This window comes from Sphingopyxis sp. (genome assembly GCF_036675685.1).
GTDB lineage: Bacteria > Pseudomonadota > Alphaproteobacteria > Sphingomonadales > Sphingomonadaceae > Sphingopyxis.
This window is the reverse complement of record NZ_JAKFEM010000002.1, coordinates 1-22,636: the sequence shown is the minus strand read 5'-3', so window position 1 is coordinate 22,636 and position 22,636 is coordinate 1. Positions and strand designations below refer to the sequence as shown.

Genomic DNA, 22,636 nt, shown 5'->3' with positions numbered 1-22,636 from the left:
CCATTTTACCCCAATGATGCTTCGCTTTGCGGTGCCGCTTTGCGCTGCACGGTCGCTTTTCACACGTCCATTTGGGGTTTTTGCGGTAAATGGGGGCTAGTTTCCCTATTTTACCCTAAATTACCCCTTTTCACCCCGATCTATAGTTGATACTCAGGAATCGGAGAGGGGCAATCTCCACCCGCGCCGAACCAGCCGGAATCCTGCGATTCCGGGGACGGGGAAGTTTTGCCCGGTGACGCGAAACGGGGGGGCAGAGCGATGGCGATTGTGACGCCCGGCCAATATGCGGGCACCAATTTCGCCGCGATCGATGGCAAGGGGCGGATCGCCGTCCCCTCTCAGTTCCGCAACAATGTGCCCCTCATTGCGGACGGCCAGCGCGTGCTTTGGGTCGGCTTCCACGAAAAACTGCCCTGCCTGGTCGCGTATGGCCAGGACCAGTATGACCGCCTGAACGGCGAGATCGAGCGCGACCGCGAAACCGCGCGGCTGCGCAACCTCGACTTCGACGAAGACGCCGAGTTCAAGAAGCGCTTCAGCTATACCGAGCCCTATACGCTCGACGACAGCGGTCGCTTCCTGCCCAGCTTCATCCACCGCGACCGCGTCGGCGATGCCGGCGCGACCGCTTTTGTGGGCTCGGGCCGCCGTCTCGAAATCTGGTGGCTGCCGGCGCTCGCCGAATGTGCCGACGCCGATCCGGTGCTCCAGCGCCTCGCGGCATCGTGGGATGCGGCAAAAGGGAAGGGGCGCAAGTGACCGACCTCCCGCGCGACCCTCGCCATGATCCCGTCCTTCGCGACGAAGTCCTCGCCGCGCTCGCCATTGCCCCCGGCGAGTGCCATGTCGACGCGACCTTCGGTGCCGGCGGCTACACCCGCGCGATGCTTGCGGCAGGTGCCGAGGTTGTCGCCTGCGACCGCGATCCCGACGCAATCGCCGAAGGGCAGGCGCTGGTCGAGGCGAGCGATGGCCGGCTGACGTTGATCCACGGCCGCTTCGGCGAGATCGACCGGCTGCTTGCCGAGCGCGGGATCGACGCCGTCGACGGGATCACCTTCGACATCGGCGTGTCGTCGATGCAGCTCGACCGCGATGATCGCGGCTTTTCGTTCCAGAAGGATGGCCCGCTCGACATGCGCATGGCGCAGGAAGGCGAAAGCGCCGCCGACTGGCTGAACAGCGCCGACGAGACCGCGATCGCCGATGTGCTCTTCCATTATGGCGACGAGCGCCAGTCGCGCCGCGTTGCGCGCGCGATCGTCGCCGCGCGCCCGCTCAGCCGCACCGGCGAACTCGCCACGGTGATCCGCAAGGCGCTGCGCCATCCGCCGGGCGCGCCCAAGGATCCCTCGACCAAGAGTTTTCAGGCGATCCGCATCCACATCAATGGCGAACTCGACGAACTGGTCGCCGGTCTGGGCGCTGCCGAGCGGCTGCTCCGCCCCGGCGGCCGGCTCGCGGTGGTCAGCTTTCACAGCACCGAGGACCGGATCGTGAAGAACTTCCTGCGCGAACGCAGCGGTGGCGATGCCGCTGGTTCGCGCCACCGGCCCGCGCCTACCCCTCTGGCGCGGGCCGCAACTTTCGAAACCCCGGCGCGCAAGGTGCGGCCGGGCAAGGCCGAAGAGGCGCGCAACCCGCGCGCCCGCTCGGCGACGCTGCGCAGTGCGATCCGGACCGCGGCTCCGGCCCATTCGATGAAGGAGGCAATGTCATGCTGATGGCGGCTCGCAAGCTCCAGGGAATCGGCCTGGTCCTGCTCGTGCTCATCTTCGCGATGATGCTATATCCCGTGTCGCTCAAGGTTGCGGCGACGCGCAGCGAACTGACGCGCATCGAAAAGCAGATCGACCGGACGCGCGACAACATCCGCTACCTCGAATCCGAACTCGCGGTGCGCGCCTCGATGCGCCAGCTTGAGCAATGGAACGCCGAGACTTTCGGCTATTCGGCGCCGGCCGCCGACCAGTATCTCGCCAGCGAACGCCAGCTCGCGTCGCTCGACCGCCTGCCGCGTGCCCGCGGCGCCAACGAGGTCGCGCCGGTACTGATGGCGATGGTGTCGCCCGTCGCGGTCCCCGAGCCGGTCAAGGCGGCGACCGCACCGGTGCCCGTCCCGAAAGCCAAGGCTGAAAAGCCGGTCGTGATGGCGCAGGCCGACATTCGCAGCGATACGCCGCCGCGGATGGCGCCGACGCGCCGCCGCGAACAGCTCAAGATGATCGAGGACCAGTTGCTCGCCGAATCGACGCTTGCCGATCTCAAGCGCGCGGCCGCGGCCGAAGCGGCGGGAGGAAAAGCGGGTCGATGAACACGCTGGTCGTCCGTCCGACCCGGGTTCGTACCGCTGGTGTGCGGCAGCAGATATTGCTGACCGCGCAGCAGCGTTTGATGATCCTGATGCTGTTGTTCATGGCGGCCTTTTTCCTCGTGTCGGTGCGCCTGCTCTATTTCGCGCTGTTCGATACCGCTTCGGATCGCGGTTCGGCCGCCGCCTTCGTCCCGGCGCGCGCCGACATCGTCGACCGCAACGGCGTGCCGCTGGCGCGCACGATCGACGGTTATTCGATCCGTGTCGTGCCGTCGAAGCTGCTCAATGATCGCCAATATCTGGCCGACGAGCTGCACAAGATTTTCCCCGACACGTCGCGCGAGGAACTGCTGGCGAAGCTCAGCGGCTCGCGCCCGACCTATATCCGCCGCCGCGCGCTGCCCGATCAGGTCGCCGCGGTGAATGCGATCGGCGACGTCGGTTTCGACTTTCCGCGCGAAAAGGAACGCCTCTATCCGCAGTTGTCGCTCGCGGCGCATGTGCTGGGCTTCACCAATGCCGAAGGCCATGGAGTCACCGGGGTCGAGGGCGCCTTCGACGAGCGGCTGATCGACAAGGCGACGCGCGGCGACCCGCTGGCGCTGTCGATCGACGCGCGCGTGCAGGGCGTGCTCGAAAGCGAACTGGGTTCGGCGGTCGCCAATCTGGAGGCGATCGGCGGCGCGGGTATCATCCTCGACGTCCACACCGGCGAAGTCGCCGCGATGACGTCGCTGCCAACCTATAACCCCAACAAGCTGATGGGCGAGGATCCGGCAGCGCGGCGCAACGCGGTGACCTATAATCTCTATGAGCTCGGTTCGACCTTCAAGCCGCTGACCGTCGCGGCGGCGATCGACGCCGGGACGGTGACCAGCATGGCGCGCCGTTACGACGCGACCCAGCCGCTTGCGATCGCGGGCTTCCGCATCCGCGACAGCCATCCGTCGCGGCGCTGGCTGAACGTGCCCGAAACGCTGATCCACAGCTCGAACATCGTCACCGCGCGCATTGCCGACGAGCTGGGCCGCGACAAGATGGAAGCGATGTTCCGCAGCCTCGAGTTCGACGGCCGTCCGCATATCGAACTGAAGGAACGGTCCTTCCCGCTGTGGCCAAAGGATTGGGGTCGGCTGACCACCATGACCACCGGCTATGGCCACGGCATCGCGGTGACTCCGCTGCACCTTGCGAGCGCCTATGCCGCGCTGGTCAATGGGGGCATCTGGCGCCCGGCAACGCTGACGAAGCTCGGCGACAAGGCGCCGCCGCAGGGCCGCCGCGTGTTCAAGGCGGCGACGAGCGCGCGGATGCGCCAGCTGCTGCGCCTGATCGTCTCGGACGGCACCGGCAAAAAAGCCGACGCGCCGGGTTTCCGCGTCGGCGGCAAGACCGGCTCGGCCGAAAAGCCGGGCATCGGTGGCTATCGTCGCAGCTCGGTCGTCTCGACCTTTGCCGCGGCCTTTCCGATGGACAATCCGCGCTATGTCGTGCTGGTGATGATCGACGAACCGAAGGGCAACGCCTTTAGCTCGGGCCAGCGCACCGCCGGCTGGACCGCGGCGCCGGTCGTGAGCAAGGTCGTGACCCGCGCCGGCCCGATGCTCGGGGTTTTTCCCGACGAAAGCCGCGACGTCGACGTCACCGAGCTCACCCCGCTGCTGTGGAGAAACGGGGAAGACGAATAATGCGCCTGTCCGCGCTGCTCGACGAGTCTGGGCTTGTGGGCACCGATCCGGTCGTCACCGGCCTCGCTATCGACCATCGCAAGGTTGCGCCGGGAACCGTTTTCGGCGCTTTTTCCGGCGAAAAATTCAACGGTGAAGATTTTATCGCTGCCGCGGTCGAGGCGGGCGCCATCGCGATCGTTGCGCGGCCCGAGGCGCGCGTCGAGGGGGCGGTGCATATCGCCGATACCAATCCGCGCCGCGCCTTCGCCCATATCGCGGCGCGCTTCTTTCACCGCTTTCCCGCAACCTGCGTCGCGGTGACGGGGACCAACGGCAAGACCTCGACCGTCGAGATGACGCGCCAGCTGTGGCGCATGGCGGGTTTTCACGCCGCCTCGATCGGCACGCTCGGCATCACGACGTCGCAGGAAAGCGCGTCGACGGGCCTCACGACTCCCGACATCGTCACTTTTCTGAGCAATATGTCGGGCCTTGCCGCCGAGGGTGTCACCCACGCGGCGTTCGAGGCGTCGAGCCACGGCCTCGACCAGTATCGCACCGAAGGGCTGCCGGTGAAGGCCGCCGCTTTCACCAATCTCAGCCACGATCACCTCGACTATCATGGCACGATGGAGGCCTATCTCGCCGCCAAGCTGCGACTGTTTTCCGAAGTGGTGGAGCAGGATGGCACTGCGATCGTCTGGAGCGACGACAGCTGGTCGTCGGCGGTCATCGACGCCGTAAAGGCGCGGGGCGTCCGCCTGATGACGGTGGGCACGACCGGCCAGGATCTGCGCCTCGTTGCGCGCGAGCCGACCCAGCTCGGCCAGTCGCTCGTCATCGCGGCGGGCGATCTGACGCAAAAGGTCGATCTGCCGTTGATTGGCGCCTATCAGGTCGCGAATGCGCTCGTGTCGGCGGGCCTCGTCATCGCCACCGGCGGCGATGTCGCGCAGACACTCAGCAACCTCGCGCGGCTCCAGCCGGTGCGCGGCCGCCTCGAACGCGCGGCGATCACCAAGGCCGGCGCCCCCGTCTATGTCGATTATGCGCATACCCCCGATGCGATCGAGGCGGCGCTCGACGCACTGCGCCCGCACGCGACGGGCCGCCTGGTCCTCGTTTTCGGCGCGGGCGGTGATCGCGATCAGGCGAAACGCCCCGAAATGGGCCGTGCTGCCGCGGCCAAGGCCGACGTGCTGATCATCACCGACGACAATCCGCGCGGCGAAGATCCGGCGGTCATCCGCGCCGCGATTGCCGAAGGCGCGCCGGGCGCGCAGATCATCGGCGATCGCCGCGCCGCGATCGCCGCTGCCATCGCCGAGGCGCAGGCTGACGACATCATCTGCATCGCGGGCAAGGGTCACGAACAGGGCCAGATCGTCGGTGCCGGCGCCGACATGCGCGTCATCCCCTTCGACGATGTCGCCGTGGCGCGCGAGGCGGCGGCATGAACCCGCTGTGGACCGCCCGTGCCATCGCCGCCGCCACCGGCGGCGATGCGAGCGCCGACTTTACCGTGCAGGGCGTCGCCTTCGATTCGCGCGAAGTCACCTCGGGCGATCTCTTCGTCGCGATGCGCGGCGAGGCGACCGACGGCCACAAGTTCATCGACAAGGCGATCGCCGCGGGCGCTGCCGGCATCGTCTGCGAAACTGCGATCGACCATCCGCATGTCCGCGTCGCCGACAGCGTGGCGGCGCTGAACGCGCTCGGTGCCGCGTCGCGCGCGCGCAGCCATGGCCGCATCATCGGCGTGACGGGTTCGGCGGGCAAGACCGGGACGAAGGAGGCGCTGTTCGCGGCGCTCGACCGCTTCCGCCCCGGCAAGGCGCACCGCTCGGTCAAAAGCTACAACAATCATGTCGGCGTGCCGCTGAGCCTCGCACGCATGCCCTCGACCGCCGATTACGGCGTGTTCGAAATGGGGATGAACCACGCGGGCGAGTTGGCCGCGCTGACCCGCATGGTGCGCCCGCACGTCGCCATCGTCACCACCATCGCCCCGGCGCATATGGAATTTTTCGGCAGCGAAGAAGCCATAGCAGTCGCGAAGGGCGAGATTTTCGAGGGGCTCGAGCCCGGCGGCACCGCGATCGTCCCGTTCGACAGTCCGCACTATGCGCGGCTCCGCGCCAAAGCCGAAAAGCACGCGGCGCATGTGATCAGCTTCGGCCTCGGTGCCGACGCCGACGTCCGCGCGGTCGATTGGCTTTCGGACGGGCGTGGCGGTTCGCTCGTCACCGCGCAGGTGCAGGACTCGCTCCTCTGCTTCACCATTGCGCAGGCGGGCGCACATTGGGTGTCCAATTCGCTCGCGGTTCTCGCCGCGGTCAAGGCGGTTGGCGGCGATCTTCCCGCAGCGGGGCTGGCCTTTGCCGAGATGGCGGGGCTTGCCGGGCGTGGCGCGCGCCACCGCGTGCCTTTCGGCAGCGGTCACATTCTGCTGATCGACGAAAGCTATAATGCCAACCCCGCCTCGATGGCCGCAACGATCAGCCAGCTCGCCAGCGAATCCGGCGACCGGCGCATCGCGATTCTGGGCGCGATGCGCGAGCTCGGGCCGGGCAGCGACGACTATCATGCCGCCCTCGCGGCTCCGCTCGTCGCATCGGGCGTGCAATTCGCCCTGCTCGTCGGCGAAGAGATGGCGCCGCTGGCAAAGGCGCTTGAGGGACGCATCGATTTCGCGCATGTGCCCGACCATCCGGCCGCCAGGGCGCGGCTGGGCGACTTGATTCATCCCGGCGACGCCGTGCTGATCAAGGGGTCGAACAGCGTCGGCCTGTCGCATCTTGTGACGGCGCTGACCAACGGGGAATTTTGATGCTGTACTGGCTGGCGGAATGGCTTGGCTTTCCGGGGGTCCTCAACCTCATTCGTTATTTGAGCTTCCGCTCGGGCGCCGCGGTCGCGACCGCACTGATCATCGGGCTGTGGATCGGCCCGCGCTTCATCCTGATGCTGCGCATGCGGCAGGGGAAGGGGCAGCCGATCCGTGATGACGGGCCGCAAAGCCATCTCGCGAAAAAGGGCACGCCGACGATGGGCGGCCTCATGATCCTCATCTCGCTGATGGTCTCTGCACTCTTGTGGATGGACCTGTCCAACCGCTTCGTCTGGGCGTGCCTGTTCGTCACCGGCGGTTTCGCCGCGGTCGGTTTCCTCGACGATCTCGACAAGGTGACGAAGGCCAGCCACCGGGGCATCCCCGGCCGCGTCCGTCTGCTGATCGAATTCGTGATCGCGGCTGTCGCGGTGTTCCTGATCGTGTCGCGCACCGGGACCGACCTGTATCTGCCCTTTTTCAGCGGCATCGTGCTCGAACTCGGGCCGCTCTATTATGTCTTTGCGATGGTGCTGATCGTTGGTTTCGGCAACGCGGTGAACCTGACCGACGGGCTCGACGGGCTCGCGACCTTCCCCGTCATCATCGCCAGCCTGACGTTCCTCGTCATCGTCTATCTGTCGGGTAACGTGAAGTTCGCGGAATATCTGGGGATCCCGCATGTTCCCGGCGCGGGCGAGCTCGCGATCTTTGCCGCCGCGATCATCGGTGCGTGTCTCGCCTTCCTGTGGTTCAATGCGCCGCCTGCAGCCGTCTTCATGGGCGATACCGGCAGCCTCGCGCTCGGCGGGGCGCTCGCGACGATCGCGGTCACCGCGCAGCACGAACTGGTGCTCGTCATCGTCGGCGGACTGTTCGTGGTCGAGGCGTTGTCGGTGATCATCCAGGTTTTCTGGTACAAGCGCACCGGAAAACGCGTGTTCCGCATGGCGCCGATCCATCACCATTTCGAGCAGTTGGGCTGGCCCGAATCCACCGTCGTCATCCGTTTCTGGATCGTCTCGATCGTCCTCGCGCTCGCGGGGCTCGCGACCTTGAAACTCCGGTGATTTCCTCGCGCGCCTTTGCCGGCCGCCGCTATGCGGTGCTGGGACTGGCGCGCTCGGGTCTGGCGACCGTCGAGGCGCTTGTCGCCAGCGGCGCGGGCGTCACCGCGTGGGACGATCGCGAGGAAGCACGCGACGATGCGATGGCGCTCGGCGCCGACATCGGCAATCCGCTCGAGATCGACCTGATTGGCTTTGCCGGCGTCGTTGTCTCGCCCGGCGTGCCGCTCAACCGTCATCCGATCGTCGCGCACGCGCGCGAAGCGCATGTCCCGGTGATCGGCGATGTCGAGATTTTCGCCGAAGCGCGCGGCGATCTGCCGCCGCACAAGGTCGTCGGCATCACCGGCACTAACGGCAAGTCGACCGTCACCGCGCTGATCCAGCATATGCTCGAAAGCGCGGGCATACCCTCGCTGATGGGCGGCAATATCGGGCTGCCGATCCTCAGCCGCGATCCGCTTCCCGAAGGCGGCGTCTATGTGCTCGAACTGTCGAGCTACCAGATCGACCTGTCGCACAGCCTCGCTTGCGACGTTGCGGTGCTGACGAACCTCACCCCCGATCATCTCGACCGCTATGACGGATTTGCCGGCTATACGGCCTCAAAGGCGCGCCTGTTCAGCCTGCAGCACCGCGATCAGGTCGCGATCGTCGCGGTCGACGACGATCCGTCGAAGATGATCGCGAGCCGCATCAACCACCGCCTCCACCGCGTGTCGGCGAAGGATATCGATCCGGTTGACCAAATACGCTGGCCCGCATTGCAGGGGCCGCACAATGCCCAGAACGCCGTGTGCGCTATCGCGGTGTGCCGCGTGCTGGGGCTGAACGACGAACAGATTGAGCGGGGGCTGGCGACCTACAAGTCGCTGCCGCACCGTATGGAATTGGTCGGCGAAGTCGGGGGGGTCAGCTGGTTCAATGACAGCAAGGCTACCAACGCGGCTTCCGCTGCACCGGCGCTGGCGGCTTTCCCGCCGGCGCCGGACCAGCGTTTGCACTGGATTGCGGGGGGACAGGCCAAGGGCGACGGGCTGGCGGCGTGCCGCCCCTGGTTCGGGCACGTCAAGCACGCCTATCTGATCGGCGAGGCGATGGAGCCGTTCGCGACCGAGATCGGCGATGCGATGCCTGTCGACCTTGCCGGCGACATGGCGAATGCGGTCGCGAATGCGGCAGCGGCGGCAAAGCCCGGCGATATTGTGCTGCTGTCGCCGGCGTGTGCGTCGTTCGACCAGTTCAAGGATTATGAGCAGCGCGGCGATGTTTTTCGTGGGTTAGTGCGGGCGCTTGGGGCATGAGCGGGAGAATGGACAATATGGACGCGACGACCGAAAGGCCCGTGATCGCCACCACCACCCGCACGGTCAAGCGCCGCGGCCCGCGCCTCAGCCGCGCCGACCGCACCCCGCTGGGCCTGTGGTTCTGGGAAATCGACCGCGTGCTCCTGCTCCTCGTGTCGATGCTGGTCGCCATCGGGCTGGTCGCGGTGGCCGCGGCGTCGCCCGTCGCGGCGCAGAAATTGTCGACGACCACCGCGTCGCTCGATCCGCTCTACTATTTCTATCGCCAGTTGATGTGGGTGATGGTCGGCGTGCCGGTTATGCTCGCGGTGTCGATGCTGCCGAAAGCGCAGGCGCGCCGTTTTGCCATTTACGGCACGATCGCTTTCCTGGCCCTCCTGTTCCTCGTCCCGCTCGTCGGCACATCGGTGAACGGTGCACAGCGGTGGATCGGCAGCGGCGTGTTCCGCCTCCAGCCGTCGGAATTCCTCAAACCCTTTTTCGCGGTGTCGCTTGCGTGGATACTTTCGCTGCGGCTGCACGACCAAAGCCTGCCCGTCGTGCCGCTGGCTCTTGTGCTTACCGGCGTCATCGCACTGCTGCTGATGGGGCAGCCCGATCTGGGGCAGACGGTCATCTTCGTGGCGACCTGGCTGGTGCTGGTGATGGTCGCTGGGCTGTCGATGCGCATCCTCGCCGGCCTTGCGGGCGCCGGTATCGTCGGGCTCGTCCTCGCCTATTTCTTCTATCCGGTCGCGCAGCAGCGCATCAACATCTGGCTGTTTGCCGAAGGCGACAGCTTCCAGGTCGACAAGGCGCATGCGACGCTGACCGCCGGCGGCCTGATCGGCACCGGACCCGGCGCCGGCCTCGCCAAGTTCCAGCTGCCCGAAGCGCATACCGACTATATCTTCTCGGTCATCGGCGAGGAATTCGGGATGATCGCGTGCATTGCGATCGCGGTTCTATATCTCGCGATCATCGTGCGCGTTCTCGTCCGCCTGCTCGACGAGGATGACAGCTTCCTGATCCTCGCGGTTTCGGGGCTGATCGCGCAGTTCGGCGGGCAGGCGGTGATCAATATGGCGGTGAATACGCAGATATTCCCGTCGAAAGGGATGACGCTGCCCTTCATCAGCTATGGCGGCTCGTCCTTCATCGCCTTGTCGATCGGTATGGGTTTACTCTTGTCGCTGACCCGGCGGAACCCCTATGCGGCGCGGGTGTCGATGACCCGAAACTGGAACAAGAAATGACCGCCCGAAAATGACCGCAACGCGCCACTTCCTTCTCGCCGCCGGTGGCACCGGCGGCCATATGCTGCCCGCCTATGCCCTTGCGGGCGAATTGATTTCGCGCGGACACCGCGTGGCGCTGGTCAGCGACGACCGCGGCCTCAAGATTCCGGGCGCGCCCGCCGAGATGGAAACGCATGTGCTTCCCGCCGGCCGCGTCTCGGGCGGCCCCGTGGGCTGGGTCAAGGCCGCGCTGGCGATCCGCAAGGGGCGGCGCCTGGGCGTGGACCTAATCGACGAATTCGACCCCGCGGTGGTCGTCGGTTTCGGCGGCTATCCCTCGCTCCCCAGTCTGCTTGCTGCGGGCGCGACAAGGCGCCCGCGCGTCATCCACGAGCAGAATGCCGTGCTCGGCCGCGTCAACCGGCTGATGGCGCCGCGTGTCGATGCGGTTGCGGTCGCCTATCATAATATCCAGCGCTATCCGGCGGGGCATGAGCTGAAGAAGCACATCACCGGCAATCCAGTGCGCGACGAAATCATCGCGATCCGTGAAGAGGGTTACCCGCCGCTGCCCGAGGACGGCATCTTCCGCCTGCTCGTGGTCGGCGGCAGCCTCGGCGCGACGGTACTGAGCGAGGTCGTTCCCGCCGCGATCGCGATGCTGCCGCGTGCGCTGCTCGACCGTTTGCAGGTCGTCCAGCAGTGCCGCGAGGCCGATCTGGAAACGGTGCGCGCCAAATATGCCGAGCTCGGGGTCGCCGCCGAATGCGCGCCTTATATTTCCGATTTCCCCGAACGCCTGCGCTGGGCGCATCTGGTGATCGCACGCGCGGGCGCGTCGACCGTCGCCGAACTCGCCTGCGCCGGTCGCCCCGCGATCTTCGTTCCCTATCCGCACGCGATGGACGATCATCAGACCTATAATGTCGTCGATATGGTCGAAGCCGGCGGCGCGCGCTCGATCCCGCAGCCGCAATTCACCCCGAGCGAGCTGGCCAAGCAGATCCAGCGCATGGCGCTCGAACCCGGTGCGCTCGAAAACGCCGCCGCGCGCGCCGCAAGCTGCGGCCTGCCCGATGCGACCCGCGACCTTGCCGACCTTGTCGAATCGCTCGCCGCGCCGCCGATGATGGATGTGATCCGCGTCGGTGCACCGTCGGGCCAGCGCGCTGCCGCGGGCGGCATGGCGTCGGCGCGCAAGGGAGCCGAATGATGCGCGGCGTTGCGACCGACATCGGCACCATCCACTTCATCGGCATCGGCGGCATCGGCATGTCGGGGATCGCCGAGGTGATGCACAATTTGGGCTATCAGGTGCAGGGCAGCGACATTGCCGAGAGCTATGTCGTCGAAGGCCTCCGCAAAAAAGGCATCAAGGTCGCGATCGGGCATGAAGCCTCGAACGTCGACGGCGCTCAGGTGGTCGTCACCTCGACTGCGGTCAAGCGCGGCAACCCCGAGGTCGAGGCCGCGCTCGCGCACCGCATCCCCCTCGTCCGCCGCGCCGAAATGCTCGCCGAGCTGATGCGCCTCAAATCGACCGTCGCCATTGCGGGCACGCACGGCAAGACGACGACGACCAGCCTCGTCGCGGCGCTGCTCGATGCGGGCGGGATCGATCCGACCGTGATCAATGGCGGGATCATCAACAATTACGGCTCGAACGCGCGCCTCGGCGCCAGCGACTGGATGGTGGTCGAGGCCGACGAGAGCGACGGCAGCTTCCTGCGCCTCGACGGCACGATCGCGGTCGTCACCAACATCGATCCCGAACATCTCGATCACTATGGCAGCTTCGACGCGATCAAGGACGCCTTCGTCGAGTTTATCGAGAATGTCCCCTTCTATGGCGCCGCGATGCTCTGCCTCGATCATCCCGAGGTGCAGGCAATCATCCCGCGCATCCGCGACCGCCGCATTATCACTTACGGTTTCTCGGCGCAGGCCGACGTGCGCGGCACCAATGTGGTGCCCGGACCCGACGGCAACCGCTTCGATGTCGTCGTGCGCGACCGCGACGGCAACAGCCGCACGATCGAGGGCATCCACCTGCCGATGTCGGGCCGCCACAATGTCCAGAACTCGCTGGCCGCGATTGCCGTGGCGCTGCACATGGGGGTTTCGGACGACAAGATCGCCTCGGGCTTCGATGGCTTCGCCGGGGTCAAGCGCCGCTTCACCAAGGTCGGCGAGATCGCCGTGGGCGAGGGTATGGTCACGGTGATTGACGATTATGCGCACCACCCGGTCGAAATCCGCGCGGTTCTTTCCGCCGCGCGCGAAGGGGCTGGGGCTGGGCGCGTCGTCGCGGTCGTCCAGCCGCACCGCTTCACGCGCCTGCGCGACCATATGGACGATTTCCAGCAGGCGTTTAATGACGCCGACATTGTCCTCGCGCTGCCCGTCTACGCCGCGGGCGAAAGCCCGATCGAGGGCGTGTCGTCGGATACGCTGGTCGCGGGCCTGCGCGACCGTGGGCATCGTCAGGCGAATGTCGTTGCCGACGCCAGTGCGCTAGCCTCGGCCCTCGCCGCGAGCATTGCGGCGGGCGAGTTGGGCGCGGGCGACAAGATCATCTGTCTCGGCGCGGGCGACATCACCAAAATGGCGGCGGGCCTTGCCGCCGCGGTGGAGGCGGCATGACCGCCGTCGAAACCCTTCCCGTGGTGCGCGGCAAGCTGACTCAGCAGGCACCGCTTGCCCCGCTCGTGTGGTTCAAGTCGGGCGGCCCAGCCGACTGGCTGTTCGAACCCAGGGATGCCGACGACCTTTCGGACTTCCTGCGCGACCTCGATCCCGCCGTGCCGGTGATGGCGCTCGGCCTCGGGTCGAACCTCATTGTCCGTGATGGCGGCTTCCCTGGCGTCGTCGTCCGCCTTGGCAAGGCTTTTGCGAAGGTCGAAGCCATCGACGCCACGGCGCTGCGCTGCGGTGGCGGCGCGTCAGGCATCCTCGTCTCCTCGACCGCGCGCGACGCGGGCATCGCGGGAATGGAGTTCCTCCGCTCGATCCCCGGCACCGTCGGCGGCTTCGTCCGCATGAACGGCGGCGCCTATGGGTCTGAGGTCAAGGACATCCTCATCGACTGCGACGTCGTGCTGCGTTCGGGCGAGCGCCGGACGCTGCCGCTCGCCGACCTTGGTTACACCTATCGCCACAGCGAACTGCCCGAGGGCGCGGTCGTCATCGGCGCGACTTTCCGCGGCCAGTCCGGCGAACCTGCGGTGATCCAGGCCGAAATGGACCGCATCTCGGCGAGCCGCGAGGCGTCGCAGCCGCTGCGCTCGAAGACCGGCGGATCGACCTTCAAGAACCCCGAGGGGCACAAGGCGTGGCAACTCGTCGACGAAGCCGGCTGCCGCGGCTTCATGGTCGGCGGCGCGCAAGTCAGCGAGAAGCACACCAATTTTCTCATCAACACTGGCGAAGCCACCAGCGCCGACATCGAGGCGTTGGGCGAAGAGGTCCGCCGCTGCGTGAAGGACAAGAGCGGCATCGAACTGCAATGGGAGATTCAGCGCGTGGGAGTGGCGAAGTGAGCCGGGGTCCGTGGCATGTCGCCGTCCTGATGGGCGGCTGGTCGGCCGAGCGCGAAGTGTCGCTGATGAGCGGCAACGGCGTCGCCGACGCACTCGAATCGCGCGGCCACAAGGTCACGCGCATCGACATGGACCGCGACGTCGCGCTGCGGCTGGCCGAGGCGAAGCCCGATGTCGTGTTCAACGCGCTCCATGGCGTCCCGGGCGAGGACGGCACCGTGCAGGGCATGCTCGACCTGATGGGCCTCAAATATACCCACAGCGGGCTCGTCACCTCGGTGATCGCGATCGACAAGGAATTGACGAAGCAGGCGCTCGTGCCGCATGGAATCCCGATGCCGACGGGGACGATGGTCGACAGCGAAAGCCTCTTTACAGTCGATCCCTTGCCGCGCCCCTATGTGCTGAAGCCCGTCAACGAAGGCTCGTCGGTCGGGGTCGCGATCGTCAAGGACGACAGCAATTACGGCAACCCGATCTCGCGCGAAGCGGTGGGGCCGTGGCAGGAGTTCGACCGCCTGCTCGCCGAACCCTTCATCAAGGGCCGCGAACTGACCGTCGCGGTACTCGCCGACCGGGCGCTCGCCGTCACCGAACTCCGCGTCAAATCGGGTTTCTACGACTATGACGCCAAATACACCGACGGTCTGACCGAACATGTCTGCCCCGCCGAGGTGCCCGATGACGTGGCGCAGCGGATGCTGGATCTGGCGCTTCAGGCGCATCGCCTGCTGGGTTGCAAAGGCGCCTCGCGCTCCGATTTCCGCTGGGACGACGAACATGGCCTCGCGGGGATATTCCTGCTCGAGGTCAACACCCAGCCGGGAATGACAGCGCTCAGCCTCGTGCCCGAACAGGGGCGGGCGGTGGGCCTGGATTATGCCGAACTGGTCGAACGCATCGTGGGGGAAGCGTTATGAGCAAGACACAGATCAAACGCGGCAAGTCGCCGCCGCGGCGCCCGTCGCGCGCGCCGAAGAAGCGCAAGACGATCAAGACGTCGCGCCTCAACGCGGTCATCAACGCGCTGCCGATCAGCCCGCAGCGATTGCAGAAGGTCGCGAACTGGACGGTCGGGCTCAGCCTGTTCGCGGTCGCTGGCCTCGCCGCCCACGCCACCGGCGTGACGGCCAAGGTGCATGAGGAATATGCGCAGGCGGTCGGCCGCGCGGGTTTTCAGGTCAAGAAGGTCGAAGTCGTCGGCGCCGACCGCATCGACCGGCTCAAGGTCTATGACATCGCACTCGCGCAGAAGGACCGCTCGATGGCGGCGGTCGACCTCGAGGATGTGCGCGGCGACCTGATGAAATATGGCTGGATCAAGGATGCGCGCGTGTCGCGGCGCCTGCCCGACACGCTCGTCGTCGACATCGTCGAGCGGACCCCGGCGGCAATCTGGCAGCATAATAATCGCCTGTCGCTGATCGACGAAAAGGGCGTCGTGCTCGAACCCGTGAGCGTCGCGACGATGCCAGATCTGCCGCTCGTGATCGGGCCGAAGGCGAACCAGCGTTCGCAGGATCTGGGCCGCCTGCTTTCCGAAGCGAGCAGCCTCAAGGAATTGCTCGCGGGCGCGACCTGGGTCGGCAACCGCCGCTGGGACCTGCGCTTTCGCAGCGGCGAAACCCTGTCGCTTCCCGAAGGCGAAACCGAGGCGAAGGCCGCGCTGGCCAAATTCGCGCATATGGACGGCGCCAACCGCTTGCTCGGGCGCGGCATCTTGCGTTTCGACATGCGCGATCCCGATCGCTTCGTGCTACGCTTGCCCCACGAAGGACAGGTGGCGCCCGCGAAGCTCGACGATGCCCGCGCCGCGGTCGATGCCGTCGCCGAAGCGACGGCGGAGAAGGGATAAGCCATGGCGCCGCCGCGCATCGAAAAGATCATCACCGCGCTCGATGTCGGGTCGTGGAAGGTCTGCGCGCTGATCGCCGGGCAGACCGCCGATGGCCAGCTGCATGTGCTCGGCACCGGTCAGCGCGAAAGCCGCGGGGTCCAGCGCGGCTATGTCGCCGACATGGAGCAGACCGAGCATATCGTGCGCGAGGCGATCGAGCAGGCCGAGCGGATCGCGGGGCTCAACATCGACGATGTCTGGGTCGCCTTTTCGGCGGGTGGGCTGATCAGCGACGTCGCGCCGATCGAAAGCGAGCTCGGCGGCCACCGCATCGAAAAGGAAGATGTCGACGATTTGCTGGCGGCGGGACGTGCCGGTATCGATCCCGAGGGCCGGATGATCCTCCATGCCCAGCCCGCGCTTTATACGCTCGACGGGCTGACGGGGGTGAAGAACCCGATCGGGCTCCATGCCGATCGGCTCGGGGTCGACATCCATATCATCATGGCCGACGGCGCGCCGGTGCGGAACCTCGAGGCCGCGGTGCGGCAGGCGCATCTCGACGTCAACGCCGTCGTCGCCTCACCGATCGCCGCGGGGCTCGCCTGCCTGTCGGACGAGGAACGCGACCTCGGCGTCGCGCTCGTCGAACTCGGCGCGGCGGTCACCACCGTCTCGCTTTATGCCGGCGGCATGCTCGTCGAAATGGCGTCGCTGCCCTTCGGCGCCAGCGACATCACCGACGACATCGCCTCGGCCTTCGGCATCCGCCGCAGCCAGGCGCAGCGGCTCCAGAGCTTCTACGGCTCGGCCTCGGCGTCCCCCCGCGACAATAACGAGATCATCGAGCTCGAGCCCGGCGCCCCGACGAATGGCGATTCCCCGCGCATCACGCGGGCGCAACTGGTGTCGGTGATCCGCCAGCGCCTCGATGCGATGATGGGAGAGATCGGCAGGACGCTCAAAGACCTGCATTTCGTCGGACCGATCGGGCGTCAGGTGGTGCTGGTTGGCGGCGGCGCCGACTTGAAAGGGATCGCCGATTATACCCAAAGCGCGCTTGGCCGCGCCGCGCGCGTCGGGCGACCGCGCGGCTTGCACGGCCTGCCCGATGCGCATAGCGGCCCGGCTTTCGCGACACTCGCGGGTCTGGTTCTCTATGCCGCGTCGGACCCGGTGGACCTTCGCGACCTGCCGATGATGTCGCAGGATGTCTATCGGCCGGCGGGTACTTCGATCCTGCACCGCCTGATGGCGGCGCTTAAAAGCAGTTTCTAGGCCTCTGGCCATCGAAAGGGTTAATTTTTTGGGTGATTCCCACGTCACAATAGTGCAATGCGGTGACAGGAATCCGGGCGGCAGGACCACCGTCCGTCCGGGTCGCATGGTGAGGGAAGCGGCACCGGTTCGCCGCTGCAGGGAGACTGATTGATGAGCATCAATATTGGCCCGCCGCAGGTCGATGAGCTGAAACCGCGCATCGCGGTGATCGGCGTCGGCGGCGCGGGGGGCAATGCCATCGCAAACATGATCGCGGCGCGGGTCGAAGGGGTCGATTTCATCGTCGCCAACACCGACGCCCAGGCGCTCAACGCTTCGCCGGCCGAACGGCGCATCCAGCTGGGGACGCAGATCACCCAGGGGCTGGGCGCGGGTTCGCGGCCCGAGGTCGGCCGCGCGGCGGCCGAGGAAAGCATCGCGCAGGTCGAAGAGGCGCTGAACGGCGCGCATATGTGTTTCATCGCGGCCGGTATGGGCGGCGGCACCGGCACCGGCGCGGCGCCGGTGATCGCCAAGGCGGCACGCGACCGCGGCATCCTGACCGTCGGCGTCGTGACCAAGCCCTTCACCTTTGAAGGTCAGCGCCGCATGCGGTCGGCAGATTCGGGCATTTCCGAGCTGCAGGACCATGTCGACACGCTGATCGTCATCCCCAACCAGAATCTCTTCCTGGTCGCCAATCCGAACACGACCTTCAAAGAAGCCTTCACCATGGCGGATGAAGTGCTGCAACAGGGCGTGCGCGGGATCACCGATCTGATGGTCATGCCCGGCCTGATCAACCTCGACTTTGCCGACGTGCGCAGCGTGATGCGCGAGATGGGCAAGGCGATGATGGGCACCGGCGAGGCCGAAGGCGATGGCCGCGCGCTCGAAGCCGCGCAGAAAGCGATCGCCAACCCGTTGCTCGACGGCGTGTCGATGGCGGGCGCGAAGGGCGTCATCATCTCGATCACCGGCGGCGAAGATATGCGCCTGATGGAAGTCGACGAGGCCGCGAACCATATTCGCGAGCTGGTCGACCCCGACGCCAACATCATCTGGGGCAGCGCGTTCAACGACAATCTCGACGGCAAGATCCGCGTTTCGGTGGTCGCCACGGGCATCGACAGCAACGGCGAAAGCGCGGCGCAGGCTTCGCCCGCGACGCGCAGCTTTTCCTTCGCTCCGGCGCGGGCGGCAACGCCGGTTCCGGTGGCTGAAGAGATCATCGAACCGGCGGTCGAGGAAGAACCTGTCGTCGAAGCGATCGAAGACAATGACCCGGCCCCCGGCTTCTCGCTGGCCGATGCGGCCGAGCCCGAAGCGGCTGCCGAAGAGGAACCGATGATCTTGTCGGAGGTCGCGGCGACCTATGACGATACGGCCGACGAGCTGGTGCTCGACGCCCCCGAAGCGCCGGCCGAATACCGCCCCGCTCCGGCGACCGCCACGGATGCCGATCTCACCGAGGAATCGCCTGCGCGATCGATCGGCGGCGGCACCTTGTTCGAACGCATGTCGCGGCTTTCGCGCGGGGCAACCGCACCCGATGGCGAAGAAGGCGACAAGGAAGACGGGGTCGACATCCCGCGTTTCCTGGGGCGCCAGAACAACCAGTAACAGGGCTATCGAGCGGCCGCCCGCCGGGCACGGCAGGCCGGGAATCGGGATGATTTGCCCATGCGGCAAGCGAAAATGACGGCGAAGCCGGTGCGCGCACGGTCTTATGTCGGCGCGCTCGGTGTGCTGCTGCTTGGGGCCGTGACGGTATCACCCGTTCAGGCGATGCAGGCGACGCCGGCCGATTCCGCGACCAGGGTGGCGATGCAAAAGCGCACCGCGGCGCGCTCCTTGCTGTCGTCGGCGCTCGCCCGCATCGCGTCGAACAACAGCGACACCGGCGCGCTGCTCGACGCCGGCCGCGCGTCGATCGAGCTTGAAGATTATCGCGCCGCGCTGGGCTTCCTCGTCCGCGCCGAACAGGCGAGCCCACGCGACGGCGCGGTCAAGGCTGCGCTCGGTTCGGCGATGGTCCATATGGAAAACCCGACACGCGCGCTCGATTATTTCGGCGAGGCGCAGTTGATGGGCGCGTCCGAACGGCTGTTCCTGTCCGACCGCGGGCTCGCGCGCGATTTGCTCGGACAGCAGGATGCGGCGCAGCGCGACTACCAGCTCGCGTTGTCGATTTCCCCCAATGACGAACTGACGCGGCGCTATGCGCTGTCGCTTGGTATCAGCGGCGATGCCGATCGTGCGATCCAGATGCTGACGCCGCAATTGCGCGCGCAGGATCGCGGCGCGTGGCGGCTGCGCGCGATGATCCTTGCGATGAACGGCCGCGACAAGGAAGCGACCGAGATCGTCAACGCGACGATGCCGCCCGCGATGGCCCAGAATATCCTGCCCTATCTGACCCAGATGGACCGGCTCAATCCGGCGCAACAGGCGGCCGCCGCGCATTTCGGGCGCTTCCCGAACGGCCAGCTCGGCCCGAAGCGGGCGCCCGTGCAGGTGGCGGCCGCGGCGCCGCCGCCTGCCACTGCGCCAGGCAAGCGCACACCCGCCAGCGCCAGGCGCCAGCCCGCACCGTCGCCGGCCCCCGCACCGGTGACCGCGTCGCGCAAATCCGAACCCGCGCCCGCAAGCACACCGCCGCGTCCTTCGACAATTCCGCCTGCGACATCCCCGGCGACAGTGCGGCCCGCTCCTGCGACATTCCCGGCAACGGTTCGGCCTGCACCTGCACCTGCGCCGCTACGGCCGACGCCGGAAAATCCATTTCCCGCTGTGGGCGGTACGAAGCCGACCATCATCGGGGTCGTGCCGACGCCCGAGGGTATTTTCCCTGTCGCGAGAGGGTCTGAACCGGCCGTTGTTCCAGCATCGCCGTCGGCGCCCGCGTCCGCGCCGACATCCGCCCCGGCTCCCGCTTCGATCGGCACGAGCGCGGCACAGCCGTCCGATCGCGTTGGACCGGGCTTCTCGATTGCAGGCATCGGGCGTGGTGCGGTCGATGCGCCGTCGAGCGGTGCGATCCCTTCGCCATCGTCGCCCGTTGCCGCTGGTTCGGGCCTGCCCACCGCCATCGCGCCCGCGCCCGCACCGACGGCCGCCGCTCCGCTCGCCTCGCTCGCCGACATCGTCGGGTCGATCGAAATTCCGCCCGAGGAACTGAACCAGCCCGACAACGCGATCGGCGTCGAGACGCTGGCCAAGCTGCTCGAAGACAAGCGTCGCGCCGATGTCGCCGAGGCGGCGAAGCGCGAAAAGGATAGCGTTGCGGCAAAAGCCAAGGCCGAAGCCGACGCCAAGGCAAAGGCGGAAGCGGCCGAGAAGAAAGCCAGCCCGGCGCGCATCTGGATCCAGGTCGCAACCGGCGCCAACGCGCGCGCGCTCGCCACCGACTATGGCAAATTCGCCAGGAAAAGCCCCGACGTCTTCAAGGGCAAGTCGGGCGCCACCGCCGAATGGGGCAAGACCCGCCGGCTGCTGGTCGGCCCGTTCAAGGACCGCAAGGCGGCGCAGGACTGGCTCGCAAGCTATAAGAAGGCGGGCGGCGACGGCTTCCTCTTCAACAGCGAGGCGGGTCAGGCCGTCGACCCGATCAAGTGAGCGTTGCCGATTGCGCCAGCCGTCCCGAAGCCAGTCGCGGGCGCCGTTTTGAAGAAATAGGTCGCGTCGTGCGCGGGCCGCGCGATGATTTTCAACGCGACCGCGACCGCATCATCCATTCGATCGCGTTTCGCCGCCTCCGCCACAAGACGCAGGTGTTCGTCGCGCCCGACGGCGACCATTACCGCGTCCGCCTGACCCACAGCATTGAGGTCGCGCAGATCGGCCGCGGCATCGCGCGCGCGCTCGGGCTGAACGAGGATCTGACCGAGGCGCTTTGCCTCGCGCACGACATCGGCCATCCGCCCTTCGGCCACGCCGGCGAGGACGCGTTGAAGGCGGCGATGGCTGCGCATGGCGGCTTCGACCATAACGGCCATACGCTGCGCACGCTGGCGCGGCTCGAATGTCCCTATCCGCGCTTCGACGGTCTCAACCTGACGTGGGAAACGCTCGAAGGGCTCGCCAAGCACAACGGCCCGGTGATCAATCCGGGCTGGGCGCTCGCCGAAATCGATGGCGATTTCGGGCTCGGCCTCGGTAGTCATGCCAGTCTGGAAGCGCAGATCGCGGCGGTCGCCGACGACATCGCCTATGACAATCACGATATCGACGATGGCCTGCGCGCCGGGCTGCTCGACCTCGATCAGTTGATGGAACAGCCCTTCGTCGCCGCCAATTTTCGCGCCGTCGAGGGACGTTTCCCCGGCGCGCCGCGTGACCGGCTGCTGCGCGAACTCGTCCGCGACCAGATTGGCGTGATGGTAAACGACGTCATCGCCGCGACCGAAGCCAATGTTGCCGCTGCGGGCGTGGCGAGCATCGACCAGGTGCGCGCCGCCGGCCGAACCCTCGGCGGCTTCTCGGCCGGTCTCGCGGCAGAAGAGCGCGAGCTCAAGCGCTTCATGTACGCCAATCTCTATCATCACCCCGAACAGGTCGCCGCAGCCGAGGCGGCGAACCAGGTCGTCGGACGGCTGTTCGCCGCCTATGCCGACGATCCGCGCCTGATGGGCGAGGATTGGTCGTCGCGCGTGCCCGGAGAAGAATGCGCGACAGTGCGCCATATTGGTGACTATATTGCCGGGATGACCGACCGCTTCGCCATCGACCGCTTTGCCGGGATTTTCGGCCGCGATGCGGTGCCAGCGGCGCTCGCGCATGCCTGAGGCGCTCATCGTCGGGGCGACCGGGCTTGTCGGGCGCGCGGTGATCGAACGCTTCGGTAGCAAACCCATCACTATCCTCGCGCGTCGAGATGTCGAAGGCTTGCCGCCGCACCACATCGAACGAATCGCGCCGACCGAAACCTGGCCCGACATCATCGCTGCCGAAAAGCCTGCGGTCCTCATCTGCTGCCTCGGCACGACGATCCGGCAGGCGGGGTCGCAGGCGGCGTTTCGCGCCGTCGACCACGACCTCATCCTCGCCGCCGCCCGCGCCGCGAAGCGCGCCGGCACGCCGCATATGATCGCGGTCAGCTCGGTCGGCGCCGCGTCGAAAAGCAGCAATTTCTACCTGCGCACCAAGGGCGAGACCGAGGACGGGCTGCGCGTGCTCGGTTTCCAGCGGCTCGACCTGATCCGTCCCGGCCTGCTGCGCGGCGACCGGCTGGGCCCGCAGCGATTGGGCGAGGGGCTCGCGACGATCGCTGCGCCCCTGACCGATGCGCTGCTCCACGGCTCCTTCCGCCGCTATCGCTCGATTTCGGGCGCAACCGTCGCGGCGGCGATCGTCGCACTCGCCGCGCAGGGCGGTTCGGGCGCGCATATCCACGAAAACGATGCAATCCGCGCGCTCGCCGATTGACTCCGCAAAAGGGCAGCGCCAAGGCTCGGGTGTCTGTCGGGTCTCGCAAGAGATTCGACCGGCCGCGCGGGAGAGCGTGAGGGCAGGGCAACCGGCGCCTCACCACCGAAGGAGCAACCGCCCCGGAAACTCTCAGGTCAGCAGGACCGCGCAGGCTGGAACGGA

General features: G+C 66.9%; 19 protein-coding genes and 1 riboswitch. All 19 genes read left to right on the top strand.

Annotated elements, in window-relative coordinates:
- Positions 1 to 261: 261 nt before the first annotated feature.
- The 19 genes from V6M50_RS00250 to V6M50_RS00160 all read left to right on the top strand — a co-directional run bounded on the left by V6M50_RS00250 (position 262) and on the right by V6M50_RS00160 (position 22,471).
- Complete coding sequence (locus V6M50_RS00250; protein WP_332816522.1) at positions 262 to 762, top strand: division/cell wall cluster transcriptional repressor MraZ; 501 nt, start codon at positions 262 to 264, stop codon at positions 760 to 762.
- Positions 759 to 1,727, top strand: coding sequence for a 16S rRNA (cytosine(1402)-N(4))-methyltransferase RsmH (gene rsmH / locus V6M50_RS00245; protein ID WP_332816521.1), 969 nt, complete (start codon positions 759 to 761; stop codon positions 1,725 to 1,727). Before V6M50_RS00250 ends, rsmH begins: the two co-directional genes overlap by 4 nt.
- Positions 1,721 to 2,317: a hypothetical protein gene (locus V6M50_RS00240; protein ID WP_332816520.1), complete on the top strand. Its 597-nt coding sequence runs from the start codon at positions 1,721 to 1,723 to the stop codon at positions 2,315 to 2,317. Before rsmH ends, V6M50_RS00240 begins: the two co-directional genes overlap by 7 nt.
- Positions 2,314 to 4,005: a peptidoglycan D,D-transpeptidase FtsI family protein gene (locus V6M50_RS00235; RefSeq protein WP_332816519.1), complete on the top strand. Its 1,692-nt coding sequence runs from the start codon at positions 2,314 to 2,316 to the stop codon at positions 4,003 to 4,005. The genes V6M50_RS00240 and V6M50_RS00235 overlap by 4 nt, the downstream gene beginning before the upstream one ends.
- Positions 4,005 to 5,444, top strand: a complete 1,440-nt coding sequence (locus tag V6M50_RS00230; RefSeq protein WP_332816518.1) for a UDP-N-acetylmuramoyl-L-alanyl-D-glutamate--2,6-diaminopimelate ligase — start codon at positions 4,005 to 4,007, stop codon at positions 5,442 to 5,444. The genes V6M50_RS00235 and V6M50_RS00230 overlap by 1 nt, the downstream gene beginning before the upstream one ends.
- Positions 5,441 to 6,817 carry a UDP-N-acetylmuramoyl-tripeptide--D-alanyl-D-alanine ligase gene (locus V6M50_RS00225; protein WP_332816517.1) on the top strand — a complete coding sequence of 459 codons (1,377 nt, stop codon included), beginning with the start codon at positions 5,441 to 5,443 and terminating at the stop codon, positions 6,815 to 6,817. The genes V6M50_RS00230 and V6M50_RS00225 overlap by 4 nt, the downstream gene beginning before the upstream one ends.
- Positions 6,817 to 7,887: a phospho-N-acetylmuramoyl-pentapeptide-transferase gene (gene mraY, locus V6M50_RS00220; RefSeq protein WP_332816516.1), complete on the top strand. Its 1,071-nt coding sequence runs from the start codon at positions 6,817 to 6,819 to the stop codon at positions 7,885 to 7,887. The genes V6M50_RS00225 and mraY overlap by 1 nt, the downstream gene beginning before the upstream one ends.
- On the top strand, positions 7,884 to 9,188 hold the full coding sequence (murD, locus tag V6M50_RS00215; RefSeq protein ID WP_332816515.1) for a UDP-N-acetylmuramoyl-L-alanine--D-glutamate ligase: 1,305 nt from the start codon (positions 7,884 to 7,886) through the stop codon (positions 9,186 to 9,188). Before mraY ends, murD begins: the two co-directional genes overlap by 4 nt.
- A complete protein-coding gene (locus V6M50_RS00210; protein WP_332816514.1) occupies positions 9,185 to 10,426 on the top strand; it encodes an FtsW/RodA/SpoVE family cell cycle protein in 1,242 nt (413 codons plus the stop codon). The genes murD and V6M50_RS00210 overlap by 4 nt, the downstream gene beginning before the upstream one ends.
- Before the next feature lie 10 nt (positions 10,427 to 10,436).
- Positions 10,437 to 11,621 (top strand): undecaprenyldiphospho-muramoylpentapeptide beta-N-acetylglucosaminyltransferase, encoded by a 1,185-nt coding sequence (gene murG, locus V6M50_RS00205; RefSeq protein WP_332816513.1) that lies wholly within the window; start codon positions 10,437 to 10,439, stop codon positions 11,619 to 11,621.
- On the top strand, positions 11,621 to 13,051 hold the full coding sequence (gene murC, locus V6M50_RS00200; RefSeq protein ID WP_332816684.1) for a UDP-N-acetylmuramate--L-alanine ligase: 1,431 nt from the start codon (positions 11,621 to 11,623) through the stop codon (positions 13,049 to 13,051). Before murG ends, murC begins: the two co-directional genes overlap by 1 nt.
- Positions 13,048 to 13,947, top strand: a complete 900-nt coding sequence (gene murB, locus V6M50_RS00195; RefSeq protein ID WP_332816512.1) for a UDP-N-acetylmuramate dehydrogenase — start codon at positions 13,048 to 13,050, stop codon at positions 13,945 to 13,947. Before murC ends, murB begins: the two co-directional genes overlap by 4 nt.
- Positions 13,944 to 14,867, top strand: a complete 924-nt coding sequence (locus V6M50_RS00190) for a D-alanine--D-alanine ligase (RefSeq protein WP_332816511.1) — start codon at positions 13,944 to 13,946, stop codon at positions 14,865 to 14,867. Before murB ends, V6M50_RS00190 begins: the two co-directional genes overlap by 4 nt.
- A complete protein-coding gene (locus tag V6M50_RS00185) occupies positions 14,864 to 15,802 on the top strand; it encodes a cell division protein FtsQ/DivIB (RefSeq protein WP_332816510.1) in 939 nt (312 codons plus the stop codon). Before V6M50_RS00190 ends, V6M50_RS00185 begins: the two co-directional genes overlap by 4 nt.
- A gap of 3 nt (positions 15,803 to 15,805) precedes the next feature.
- On the top strand, positions 15,806 to 17,062 hold the full coding sequence (gene ftsA, locus V6M50_RS00180) for a cell division protein FtsA (RefSeq protein WP_332816509.1): 1,257 nt from the start codon (positions 15,806 to 15,808) through the stop codon (positions 17,060 to 17,062).
- Positions 17,063 to 17,215: 153 nt separating this feature from the next.
- Positions 17,216 to 18,667 carry a cell division protein FtsZ gene (gene ftsZ / locus V6M50_RS00175; RefSeq protein WP_332816508.1) on the top strand — a complete coding sequence of 484 codons (1,452 nt, stop codon included), beginning with the start codon at positions 17,216 to 17,218 and terminating at the stop codon, positions 18,665 to 18,667.
- 75 nt (positions 18,668 to 18,742) lie between these two features.
- Positions 18,743 to 20,662: a tetratricopeptide repeat protein gene (locus V6M50_RS00170; protein WP_332816507.1), complete on the top strand. Its 1,920-nt coding sequence runs from the start codon at positions 18,743 to 18,745 to the stop codon at positions 20,660 to 20,662.
- Positions 20,659 to 21,831 (top strand): deoxyguanosinetriphosphate triphosphohydrolase, encoded by a 1,173-nt coding sequence (locus V6M50_RS00165; RefSeq protein WP_332816506.1) that lies wholly within the window; start codon positions 20,659 to 20,661, stop codon positions 21,829 to 21,831. Before V6M50_RS00170 ends, V6M50_RS00165 begins: the two co-directional genes overlap by 4 nt.
- The gene (locus V6M50_RS00160) at positions 21,824 to 22,471 is read left to right on the top strand and encodes an NAD-dependent dehydratase (protein WP_332816505.1); all 648 of its coding nucleotides are present in this window, start codon (positions 21,824 to 21,826) and stop codon (positions 22,469 to 22,471) included. Before V6M50_RS00165 ends, V6M50_RS00160 begins: the two co-directional genes overlap by 8 nt.
- Positions 22,472 to 22,528: 57 nt before the next feature.
- Positions 22,529 to 22,630: riboswitch (glycine riboswitch) on the top strand.
- Positions 22,631 to 22,636: the final 6 nt, after the last annotated feature.